General features: G+C 46.1%; 7 protein-coding genes. 2 read left to right on the top strand and 5 right to left on the bottom strand.

The window, feature by feature from the left end; translation table 11 throughout:
* Positions 1–461 precede the first annotated feature (461 nt).
* Positions 462–2,186 (top strand): acetate--CoA ligase, encoded by a 1,725-nt coding sequence (gene acsA, locus ACE3MZ_RS10460; RefSeq protein ID WP_411346372.1) that lies wholly within the window; start codon positions 462–464, stop codon positions 2,184–2,186.
* A 217-nt stretch (positions 2,187–2,403) separates the two neighbouring features.
* Here the strand turns inward: acsA and ACE3MZ_RS10455 are convergent, their stop codons facing one another.
* The 3 genes from ACE3MZ_RS10455 to ACE3MZ_RS10445 all read right to left on the bottom strand — a co-directional run bounded on the left by ACE3MZ_RS10455 (position 2,404) and on the right by ACE3MZ_RS10445 (position 7,250).
* Positions 2,404–4,023 (bottom strand): ATP-binding protein, encoded by a 1,620-nt coding sequence (locus tag ACE3MZ_RS10455; RefSeq protein WP_411346371.1) that lies wholly within the window; start codon positions 4,021–4,023, stop codon positions 2,404–2,406.
* 192 nt (positions 4,024–4,215) lie between these two features.
* Positions 4,216–5,415 (bottom strand): SH3 domain-containing protein, encoded by a 1,200-nt coding sequence (locus ACE3MZ_RS10450; protein WP_411346370.1) that lies wholly within the window; start codon positions 5,413–5,415, stop codon positions 4,216–4,218.
* Between the two features lie 302 nt (positions 5,416–5,717).
* Complete coding sequence (locus tag ACE3MZ_RS10445; protein WP_411346369.1) at positions 5,718–7,250, bottom strand: N-acetylmuramoyl-L-alanine amidase; 1,533 nt, start codon at positions 7,248–7,250, stop codon at positions 5,718–5,720.
* An 838-nt stretch (positions 7,251–8,088) separates the two neighbouring features.
* On the opposite strand from ACE3MZ_RS10445, the gene ACE3MZ_RS10440 reads away from it, so the two are divergent.
* Positions 8,089–9,120: an arabinogalactan endo-beta-1,4-galactanase gene (locus ACE3MZ_RS10440; protein WP_411346367.1), complete on the top strand. Its 1,032-nt coding sequence runs from the start codon at positions 8,089–8,091 to the stop codon at positions 9,118–9,120.
* A gap of 162 nt (positions 9,121–9,282) precedes the next feature.
* On the opposite strand, the gene ACE3MZ_RS10435 is transcribed toward ACE3MZ_RS10440, so the two are convergent.
* Both ACE3MZ_RS10435 and ACE3MZ_RS10430 read right to left on the bottom strand, forming a co-directional pair.
* Entirely contained in the window at positions 9,283–11,358 is a 2,076-nt protein-coding gene (locus ACE3MZ_RS10435; protein WP_411346366.1) for a beta-galactosidase, read from the bottom strand.
* A 535-nt stretch (positions 11,359–11,893) separates the two neighbouring features.
* Entirely contained in the window at positions 11,894–12,772 is an 879-nt protein-coding gene (locus ACE3MZ_RS10430; RefSeq protein WP_411346365.1) for a carbohydrate ABC transporter permease, read from the bottom strand.
* Positions 12,773–12,779: the final 7 nt, after the last annotated feature.

The raw sequence follows: 12,779 nt of genomic DNA, 5'->3' as shown, positions 1-12,779 counted from the left end.
TATCCAATTCGTAATATTGTTTCAAAGTTCGCGTTTCGCATACCTCCCTTGTATGTAGGATCGCCAGAATAGCAGTCATTCTTTCTCATTATGGTGCGTATCACCAGATTGTGGCATTCTCTTTTACCATTTTGTTGTACGGTACACTAGTATACAGATTTGACTGCCTTCTGAAAAGTTCTCGTTTTGAATAACTGTTGTTAATTTTTGTATATTGTACACTATGTTTAAAATAAGATGTGGAAAAATGTGTTAATTTTATGATTAATATTCATGAATCCGTTTGCATTTTCAGCTTTTTTTCGTAAATTGAGACGATTTTTGCATGATTTGGGTCAATAGAGGAGAAACATTTGAACATTTTGTGAAATGGTAGTATGTTATTTTGTAAGCGCTATATATGGTAAATGAAAGAAATCATCTCAACTGAACATCACTATTTCTGATTTGTGGAGGTCATTATGGGAAAAGACACGATTGAAGTCATTGCTGTAGAAGCTGGGCAAGCAAATCTAATGGATTACGAACAGGCACGTCAGCAATTCAGCTGGGCAGATGTCGAGAAACGATTTAGCTGGCATCAAACCGGTAAGGTCAATCTAGCTTATGAAGCGATTGATCGTCATGCACAATCTGAGTTAAAGGATAAAATCGCTCTTCACTACAGCGATCTGCAACGCGATGAATCGTATACGTTTGAACAATTGCGTCGTGAGTCGAACAAAGCGGCGAATATGCTGCGCAAGCTGGGCATTGGCAAAGGTGATCGGGTGTTTATTTTCATGCCTCGCACGCCAGAGCTATACTTCACTCTGCTCGGTATTATCAAAGTTGGTGCTATTGCAGGTCCATTATTCGAAGCATTTATGGAGACTGCGGTACGGGATCGTTTGCAAGATAGCGGTGCGGTTGCGATTGTCACCACACCCAAACTGGTAGATCGTGTCCCTGCTGCCGAATTGCCAGAATTAAAGCACATTATTGTGTATGGAGACGAAGCAGAATTGAGCGAAGGTCAGATTCACTGGGGCAATGCAGTAGCAGAAGCATCCGATGAAGCAGAGATCGAATGGGTAGATCAGGAAGATGGATTGATTCTGCACTATACATCAGGTTCGACCGGTAAACCGAAAGGCGTGTATCATGTACACGGGGCGATGGTGCAGCATGAATATACCGGACGAATCGTGCTCGACTTGCAGCCTGACGATATTTACTGGTGTACTGCCGATCCGGGTTGGGTTACCGGAACGTCATACGGTATCTTTGCGCCATGGCTGAATGGCGCCACCAACGTCATTCGCGGCGGTCGCTTCAGCCCACAAGACTGGTATGAGACGATTCAGCGGTATCAAGTCACCGTATGGTACAGTGCGCCGACCGCCTTCCGTATGCTGATGGGTGCTGGGGATGAAGCGGTTGAACAATACGATCTCTCCTCACTTCGTCACGTACTCAGTGTCGGTGAACCACTCAATCCAGAAGTCATCCGTTGGGGACATCGCGTGTACAAGCAACGAATTCACGATACGTGGTGGATGACGGAAACGGGCGGACAGCTCATCTGTAACTATCCACGGATGGATATTCGTCCCGGCTCTATGGGTCGCCCGCTACCGGGGATCGAAGCTGCGATTCTTGATGATCAAGGAAATGAATTGCCACCGCTGCGCATGGGCAATCTGGCGATCAAAACGCCGTGGCCGTCAATTATGCGCAAAATCTGGAACAACCCTGCCAAGTATGAAGAGTATATGCGGATTGATGGCTGGTACATTTCAGGAGATTCCGCTTATATGGATGAAGATGGATACTTCTGGTTCCAAGGGCGCATTGATGATGTGATCAATACATCTGGCGAACGGGTTGGGCCTTTTGAAGTAGAGAGCAAGTTGGTAGAGCATCCAGCCGTTGCCGAAGCAGGTGTTATCGGCAAGCCTGATCCTGTACGTGGTGAGGTTATTAAGGCTTTCATCTCCCTTCGCGAAGGCTTTGAACCATCTGATGAATTGAAGCAGCAAATCACTCGTTTTGTCAAAGAGGGACTTTCCGCTCATGCTGCTCCGCGCGAGATTGAGTTCAAAGATAAGCTGCCGAAGACACGTAGCGGTAAAATTATGCGCCGTGTATTGAAAGCATGGGAACTGGAATTGCCAACAGGAGATCTCTCTACACTGGAGGATTAATGAGTAATAATTAATGATTTATTAGAAATCAAATCGTAACAAGAATCACAACATTCATCAAAAAAGCCATTTCTCTATAACTGAGAAATGGCTTTTACACTTTTATACTTTAACTCTATTATCTTTTGCACTTGTCTATTGAAATACTGCACCAATAGACGATACAAGCTTGTTGCAGTTGCATAAAATACTCATTTGTTCGTCAGGTGACCTGTAGTTACCGATTTTTCTGTTTTTCCAATTGTTGTCCTAATTCAGCAAGACGCTCTATCTGAACCGGTTTGGACAGCGCTCCATTCATACCAGCTGCAATCACATTGTCTTCGTCATCTTTGAAGGCATTGGCGGTTACTGCGATGATTGGAATATTCCGATTTGCGATCGTATTGGAATTGCGGATCGCTTGCGTCGATTTGAGACCGTCCATTACAGGCATTTGAATATCCATCAATACCAGATCATAACTGTCATCCTGCTCTAGCATACGAATCACTTCCAGACCGTTGTCCACCACATCGACATAATACCCTAGCTTGTTCAACATACGCGATGTAATGATACAGCTGATCCGATCGTCATCTGCTAATAATACATTGAGACGCGCAGATTGTTTATCCAATCCATGGACAAGTTTGGGCTGATGCGCGACGACGGTTTCGGACAGCTTCTTAACTACTGTACTAGCATCGCTACGCGGATTCGATTTGGCTGGATAACGTACTGGAATCGTAAACTGGAATGTACTCCCCTGTCCCTGCTCACTTTCCACTGTAATGCTACCATTCATCAGTTCCACAATCTGTTGACTGATCACCAAACCTAATCCGGTGCCACCGAACTCGCGGCTCTGAGAATCATCTACTTGGCTAAAGCTCTGGAATAGCTTGTTCAGGTCTTTGGCAGCAATACCCAGTCCGGTATCTTTGATTCGGAAATGCAGTTGAATCTCTTCACCGGTATCACCTGCGCCATTCACAGACACATCGACTGCGCCATGACGAGTAAACTTGACTGCATTGCTAATCAGGTTATTCAATACCTGTTTGAGCCGATGTGGATCGCCATAGACGATCTCCGGTACATTATGACCAATATGAAGATTCAGATTAATCTTCTTCTGCAAGGTGAGCGGACGGTGCGCCTTGATCGTCATATCCATCAATTCGTACAGATTGTACTCAATACTTTCCAGGCTCATCTTGCCTGCTTCTGCTTTGGAGAAATCAAGAATATCATTGATCAATGTTAATAATGTTTCCGCACTATTTTGCACAATTTTCATATTGTCTCGTAGATCTTCCTCTACTTCATTCAGCAAGATCAATTCAGTCATACCGATAATCCCGTTTAGCGGTGTACGAATCTCATGACTGATATTCGCCAGAAAGCGGCTTTTCGCGACATTGGCGCTCTCTGCCTGATCTTTGGCATCCATTACCTGAAATTCCGCTTCTTTACGTTTGGTAATATCAAATTGAATACCGACAAAGTAATGGCATTCTCCATTCTGGTCAAATATCGGGTCCAAATTGACCTCGTTCCAGAAGGAAGTCCCATCTTTGCGATAATTTAAAATTTCGATCGTTGCTGACGTTCGGGTTGCCAAGGCATCTCGAAACATCTGAACCGCAGTCGGATTGGTATCCTCTCCCTGTAAAAAGCGGCAGTTATGACCGACTGCCTCTTCATGGGTATATCCGGTCAGATCCGTGAAATGGCTGTTCACAAACACGAGCGGGCAATTGGGTTTGCGCGCATCTGCGATCGTAACAGACGATTTTAGATTTTGTACTATATATTCCCAATCGATTGCTGGAAATTTAGGATCTATATTCATGCTGCCTCCCTAAGTGGGTGTAATCAATTGCAGTAAGTATACGTTACCATCATAATGTTTCTAGCATACCATACAAACATATGTTTTTACCATGCATCTACCCATTGGACACAACACTTTGGTGCATTTCAGACACAAAAAACCTGCTCAGGTTTTATTTTCCAACCCGAACAGGCAGAGGTCTGTGTGCAGTTAACGCAAAATACGGCGTGCAGTTACATAATGATCCACCCAGTATTGCAGATCCAGATTGGAAATGGCGATTCCGTTCAGGCTTGGGCTATTATGAATCAGCTTGTTATCGCCAGCGTAGATGCCTACGTGCGTAATGACGTTAGGATCGCCACCGGAGAAGAAGAGCAGATCCCCTTTTTGCCATTGTCCGCGTTCTACCTCAATACCGACATCTTTTTGATACCGCGTTCCCCATGCCAGATCGATCCCTTCCAATCCGAAGATATAGCGAGTAAAGGAGGAGCAATCAAACAATGTCGGAGCTTCATTTTTACCAAAGCCATACTGTGTTACGCCTTGCAATGCAAGCGCGCTGGCAATAATACGATCAGCAGACGCTTCATCTAGCGGCGAACCGGTAGACAAGGAAGGGAAACTGATCGATGGAGCTGGTGGGTTGAATGGTTGCGCATCGACTTCATCTACCGTTTGCGAGGGCACTTCCGCCAATACAGCTGTTTGCGAAGCTGGCAATGTATACGACACATAATCTGCGGATACATAGCCAGTAATGCCATCTTTGTCCTGAATCTTAATCCATGCAGCACTTGGCTGTTCCAGAGCGCTGAAGGATTCGCCTACAGGCAATACGCGCAGCACTGCGCTACCAGTTGTCGGCTCGGCGCGAAAATTCACGCCTCTTTCCACCAGACCGGTGCCCGGTGCATGTACCGCAGGCGGTGTAATGACCGTGCTAGTAGGAAGGCTAGCCGAAGGTGCGCTACCTGTCGGAGCAGCGGATGCGGTTACATTACTGCCCGTTTTCACTACGGATGATGAAGCATTAGTCACCGTACCATTACCAGTCGCACTGCCAGATGTGGTTGTATCGGAATCTTTGGTACTGACAGACGTGCTGCTATTTGCAGCGACCCATTCAGCCGAAGGTTTATAGTCGATATAGCTAGCGGATACATAGCCGGTTTTGACGCCGACTTTGACACGCAGCCAGTAATTGTTCACTTGACGTAGCACTTTGATACTTGTTCCCGGTTGGAGTGTACTGTACACGGAACTGTCTGTGTTAGGACCGGAACGGAAATTCACCGGCATATTCACTTTACCGACCGGTACGGTCGTTACAGCTGCCTGGCTTATGTCCGGAGCGGAAGTTAATAATACAGCAGCAGTCAGTAGTGTAATGAGCTTTCTTTTCATGGATGTCCTCCTCAGCGGTTATGGGGCTGTTCATGCTGCGTAATCATGGGGTTATGTATAATATCTGACAATCCCGTCAGAACCATTAATCAAAAATGACAAAAACAACAGAAGTTGTGAAGAAAATATGATGAAATATGTGCAAAATGATAAAAAAATGTGGTAAGCCTGACTGTGTAGAGTAGAAAATGACAGCGACGTCATATTCTCATCACAGTTGCTTACCACATTTATACCACACTTCATCAAATGCTGTCGATCAAAAATAACAATAGCTTCACTTTTTTGTTAACGTTTCAATGTTATTGCACATTCAGATATTGTTTGATCGCATCAACGACGGCTTGTGCCAGCTTCTGCTGGAAATCATCGCTGTACATTAACGATTCATCGCCAATGTTGCTCAAGTATCCGGCTTCGACCAATACAGCAGGCATCGTCGTTTCGCGTGTTACATGTAAGCTTTTGGCATGAATACCACGATCCGGCAAACCAAGTGCTTGAACGACATGATCGTGAACAATCTCGGCAAATTCTACACTGTCGGGACGCGTGTAATAAATCTCTGTGCCGCTCGGTGATACTGCCGAAGATGTACTATTGCCATGAATGGAAACAAATACATCAGCATGCAGATTGTTGGCGATCTTGACGCGATCCGGCAATGTCGGGTAGCTATCATCGCTACGCGTGAGTACGAAGTCAATATTGGGGTCTTGCTGAAGCAGTGCTTGAATTTTCAAGACGACTGCCAGCGTGAAGTCCTTCTCGTTCTTCTTCGTAATGCTGATTGCACCCGGATCAGAACCGCCATGACCAGCATCAATCACGACGATTTTCTTACCGTCATCGCCAGGACCGGAACCTGGTGTAACCGGTACAGCTGTCGAACCGTTGTCCGTTGTACCAGTTGGTGTACCGCCAGTCTGGGTATTGGTGCCAGTCGTAGTGCCACCTGTAGAAGAAGTCACATCTCCATCCAGTTCCACAATAATTACGCCCGGTGTATCGGTAATGACTTTGTACTTCTGCGCTGTATTAAGATCCAGCACTACACGTACAGCAGATGGATTGCTGCTAAACAGTGAGTAGCGAATACCCGACACTTGCGGATACCCCGTTACATCCACCTTGCCTACATCACCGACACTCAATTGCTGTCCATTCAGAAAAGCAGCGGAAAATGCTGTCTTAGGCAGATCGAGTACAATCCGATCCGGATTGGTCAGCGAGCTGGACTTGGGCGTTACATTGCCTTCTACTGTAATCGTCATGCGATTGTCGCTGAAGCTAATCGAATCAACCATTGCATTAGCAGTCGTTGCCGTACCGCTTGTCGGTGCCGAGGATGAACCGTTATCCGTCGTTCCGGTTGTTGGTGTAGTCGTTGGCGACTTGGACGGTGTGCTCAGAAAGACAGTTTTGGAACTATTATCCCATTTGACCGTGGCGCCTGTATTTTCGCTCAAAAAGCGCAGTGGAACGAGCGTTGTTCCACCTTTTACGAATGGGGCTGCTTCCAGATCAATCGCATTCCCGTTCACATTAGCTGTTGTGCTGTTCGCAGTCAGTGCTACGACGGTACTGCCTTGCTTGATCGTAGCGGTCTGCGTAGAACCAGACCATGTTACTTTGTAACCGAGCTGTTCTACGACGAGACGCAACGGCACCATTACACTGCCTTTGACACTTGTGATCTGCACGTTGGATGGCACGTCAATGCTTTTGCCATTGAGGTTAATATGTGCCTGATCCGCTGCATGTACTGCCGTTGGCAGCACCAGCATGAACAACACCAGCATCAAACCCAGTATCCAGTTGTGTTTTTTGTTCATAAATCCCCCTGCCATTCTCTGGTTGACGATTGTAGCTTATGTCATACCCCAGTCCGTATTGTGTTTGTCTGCGCCATCTCTGCATGTTCGTACCGATTCATCTGCATGCGATATTCAAGCATAGTAAGTTCATACAAGCGATGATGACTCTGACTCAGCAAAATATCTTATCGATTATATCGGTTGCACATAACAGTTTGCACAGTCTTGACATCATTTCATTGTCCGTTCTGTCCATGTTCATCTGTATATGAATGGCAACTCTCTGCCTCTGCGATGTTCCATGCAAGCTGGTTGGCGATGAATATCACCAAATCGATGCTCTAGCTCTTATGCAATATCGCGGATTTGCTGCCTGTATTAATGATGACGAAATGATGTCGGTCGATGTTGCTGTCCATATCGGTACACGATTGATCCCGAGACCAACCTGTTGTTGCCTCTGCCTCCCTTCGTCTGCAAATGATGTTACCCTGCGAACAAATTTGCACTCTGCCTGCGTGTGTCCTGTGGTACGCTTTCATCTGATTGATGATGCCGTACACTATGTATATCTTTTATTATGATAATCAGAATCTGACGGCTTGTAAACTTTGCTTGCTGCCAGAGGGCAAACATGTTGCCTTTCTGCCGAATGGAGGCAATGAGGTATGGATGATTGCCAAAATGATACTTTCTCGTCATCACAATCTTTATAAAAGTGCTGAAATATTGACTTTTTGCCTGTACCCATAACGACGTGTTCACGCTACAATGAATATGTTCCTTCGCGAAGAACACATTGGGAATAATGGTTTTTGTAAACGTATACAAACATGCTGGAGGCGAACACTTAACGATGAGAAAAATGATGAAACGGATTACGGCGCTGGCTCTCAGTTTTACATTGATCGGCGGGCTGAGCGTAGCGACTTCCCCTGCTCCGCGTGCGGAAGCAGCAACGGCATTTGCCAAAGGTGCGGATGTAAGCTGGCTCTCAGAGATGGAAAATTACAATTGGTCTTTCTATAATGATGCTGGTAACAAGCAAGATGCGCTGCAAATTTTGAAAGATCACGGGGTAAACTCGATCCGTTTGCGCGTATGGGTGAATCCATCGATCAATTTCTCCAATAAAGCAGACGTTGTGAAGCAGGCAGTACGTGCCAAAAACATGGGCTTCCGCATTATGATTGATTTCCATTACAGCGATAAATGGGCAGATCCGGCTCAACAATCGAAACCATCTGCATGGACTAGCAAAGACTTCAGCGGTCTGAAGCAAGCGGTCTATGATCATACTTACGATGTGCTGAATACACTGAAATCGCAAGGCGTTACACCAGAATGGGTACAGGTCGGGAATGAGACCAACGACGGTATGCTGTGGGAAGATGGACGCGCGTCCAAAAGCATGAGCAATTTTGCCCAGCTGATCAACTCCGGCTATGATGCAGTCAAAAAGGTAAATTCCGGTACAAAAGTGATCGTGCATCTGTCCAATGGATACGACAACGCCCTGTTCCGCTGGATGTTCGATGGTCTGAAAGCCAATGGTGCGAAGTACGATGTCATCGGCATGTCCCTCTATCCAGATAAAAGCAACTGGCAAACGCTGGATCAACAAGCGCTGACCAATATGAACGATATGGTATCTCGCTATGGTAAAGAAGTCATGGTCTGTGAAGTTGGTATGGATGCAAGTGATCCAACGACTGCCAAAGCATTCCTGACCGATATTCTTGCCAAAACTCGCTCCGTGTCGGGTGGTAAAGGTCTGGGCGTATTTTACTGGGAGCCTGAATCGTATGGCACATGGTACGCATACACCAAAGGTGCTTTTGATTCCAAAGGGAAAGTAACGGTAGCGCTGGACGCATTCCTGAACTAATCTCTAAGAACTGATCTACTGCAACAATGGATGCAGACGGACGCACATCCGTGTACATCCAGACACATAATCCAAACAGCCGCAGTATCGTTATTGTGTAACGATACTGCGGCTGTTTTATTGATTCACAATCTTTTGTTCATTTGAAATTCAAAGTTGGAATTAAACGGTTACTGCTCTTTTCAGTACACGGATACCGAACGATTCCAGCTCAACACTGCTACCTGCAACGATGTTATCACCACTCAGCAGATCGGAATAATCGCGATCATCCAGCTGTACACTGCGTGTCTCTCCGCTGTAATTTTGCAGGAATACAAATTCGCTGTCGCCCTGTACACGTGCATGAGCGGTTACGTCTTGTGGCAGTACAGTCGTCAGTGTACGCGTAACCTGCGCACGATCTGCAATCCCTTCGATCAGATCGCCGAGGAAATGATCGCGGGTACGAGCTGCGACATAATACGCTTCGCCTTCACCAAATGAGTTGACTGTCAGTACTGGACGACCTGCATAGAAATCATCGCCATACGTTGCCAATGCTTGTGCACTCTCCAGATGTACGAGATCGCACAGATCCTGCACCGCATATTCACCTTCTAGCGATAGAGAATTGCCTGCATTCGGAATGATGCGATTGCGCTCACCTTCATGCAATCCGTCAATCTCTTCTGACCAGATGCCCAACACTTTGCGTAGTGGACCCGGGAAACCGCCGAGGAAACACAGATCGTTCTCATTCACAATGCCTGACCAGTAGCTGCTGATCAATGTACCGCCACTACTCACAAATTTCTCAAAGCTTGCGCCTACGCCATCACGAACCATATACAGCATCGGAGCGACAACAACTTTATATTTAGACAGATCTTGCTCCATATCGATCACATCGACAGCGATGCCTCGTTTCCAGAATTCACGGTAGAAGTCGAGTACGGTCTGCTCATATCCTATGCCACTATTACGTGGACCCTGACTATCGTTCACTGCCCAGCGATTTTCCCAGTCAAAAATAACTGCTACTTCTGCCTTCACCTGACTGCCACGAATAGTTTGCAATTGTTCTAGCGCTTGACCGACATCTTGTACATCACGGAATACGCGCGTATGCTCATGCCCGGCATGATCGACAACTGCACCATGCAGCTTTTCACTGGAACCTTGGCTTTTACGCCATTGGAAATATTGGACGGAATCGGAACCATGCGCTACTGCTTGAAGCGAAGACAGCAGATGCATGCCCGGACGTTTATTTTTACTAATCGGCTGCCAGTTGGTCAAACTTGGTGTACTCTCCATCAATAGGAACGGTTGTTGCTTGATCGAACGCACAATATCGTGCATCATAGCAATCTTCGCGCCTTGCATGCCGTCGCCATCCAGATCGTGCCATGTCGGATAACTATCCCATGACAGAATATCCAGCAGATCAGCGAATTTCCAGTAGTTCAATCCTTCAAAAAATTCCATAAAGTTCGTCGTTACTGGCAGCAGACGCTCTACTTTGCGCAGCGGCTCAATCTCATGACGACAGAAATTTACCGTCTGATCGGTAACAAAACGTCTCCAATCCAGATTCATACCATGTACTTGCGTTTCCCCGTGTGGCGCTGGCGATTCAACCTGTGACCAATCGGTGTATGTATGGCTCCAAAATGTCGTCCACCATGCACGATTGAGCTGCTCCAGATCGTTGTTGTATTTTGCTTTTACCCAGCCGCGGAATGCTTCCTGACAGTAATCGCAATGACATTCGCCGCCGTATTCATTGGAAATATGCCAACCGATAACAGCTGGATGATCGCTGTAACGCTCTGCCAGCAAAGTGTTCATGATTTCCACTTTTTCACGATAAACAGGTGAAGTGAAGCAATGATTGTGACGGAATCCATGCAGATTGCGAACACGATTCTTCTCAATGCGCAATACTTCCGGGTATTTGGCAGACATCCATGCCGGACGCGCACCGCTTGGTGTTGCTAGAAATGCAGAAATGCCATTGGCAGCAAACCGATCCAGCACCTGATCGAGCCATTCAAATGTATAGACGCCTTCTTCTGGCTCCAGCGATACCCAAGAGAAAATGCCAACCGACATCACATTACATTTTGCCAGCTTCATTAGACGGATATCTTCTTCCAGAATGTCTGGGCGATGTCTCCACTGCTCCGGGTTATAATCGGCACCATGCAGCATGGCAGTCCAGGTTGGGGTTACGTTATTCGTTAGATTCGTCATAGTAAGCTCCTTTATGATGGGTTTGAACATACAAATATCAATGCATTGACGAACGTTTTGTAATCATCAAAGCATAAAGCCCGTACACCGACTGCATTTTCTACACTGCTGGTACAGCGCTGAAATGCAGACCGGCGTGCAGACTTTAGCCGCTTTGAGCTATTCAATTTGAATGATGCTTGTAGATGATGCGTGTATTAGAATACGTGTTGTATGATCCATTCTCGTTTGTGATCATTGGATTGCAATCATACAGCTTGGGTAGATCTACGGTGACAGAGCTATTGAGTGACCTTACCGGATTATTCATTCCAAGTGATGGCTTGAATGAATGGTCAGGGTGGAGCCGTTGGTTGGGATGGATCATCGCCAGCCGTTGCTTTTCTCTCTGTTTCGACTCCACTTATGATGGTGACAGGCTACTTGGTCGATCTACTATGTGGCAAGATTGGATGCACTTATGACATTCATGCCATCTTCAAACCACCGATTGTTCTTGCTACGATTGACTATATTTCTGGACAATCATTGCTACCTATTCTTTTACCGAACCGAGCGTCATCCCTTTTACAAAGAACTTTTGCAGGAATGGGTATACGATCAGGATCGGCGCTGCACCGATAAAGATTTGCGCTGCTTTGACTGTAGTCTGGGAGATCAGTTCCATCTCTTTTGGACTGGCACTCATCGAGCTCATATCCTGCTGGATGATAACGGTTTGCAGGAACGTTGCCAGTGGAAATTGATTGGAATTGTTCAGATACAGCAAACCGTCAAACCAAGAGTTCCAATGGAATACCATACTAAACAGCGTAATGGTCGCAATCGATGGCATCGAGATCGGCAGATACATGGTGAACAGTGTGCGGAATGGACCTGCACCATCCATAAATGCTGCTTCTTCCAGTTCTTTTGGAATGCCGCGGAAGAAGTTCATCATCAGGATGACGAGGAATGTGTTTACCGCACCTGGCAGTACGAGTACCCAGAAGGAGTCAATCAGACCAAGCTTCTGGATGACGATATAAAATGGCACCAGACCGCCGGTAAATACCATACTGAATACGAACAACCACGAATAAATGGTGCGTCCTTTGAATACCGATTCTTCCTTGGACAGCGGGTAAGCTGCCAAGAAGGTCAGGAACAAGGTGATCGCTGTACCGATAACAGTACGCAGTACGGAAATCCAGATTGAATGCAGGAAGACTGGATTGAACATTGTCTTCTTATACGCTTCGATGGAAAATTGGATTGGTAACAGTCCAACCAAGTTGGCGTCCGCTGCCGCTTTGGAGCTGAATGATACTGCCAGTACGTGGATCAGTGGAATGATACACATAATGGACAGGAAGACTAGAAAGATAATATTGAAGACATTGAAAATGCGATAACCGCTTGTTTTATAGTACATAGTTTCC

The organism is Paenibacillus sp. WLX1005, from assembly GCF_046603685.1.
Taxonomy (GTDB): Bacteria; Bacillota; Bacilli; order Paenibacillales; family Paenibacillaceae; genus Saccharibacillus.
The sequence above is the reverse complement of the archived record's forward strand: the minus strand, read 5'-3'. Positions and strand labels throughout refer to the sequence as shown.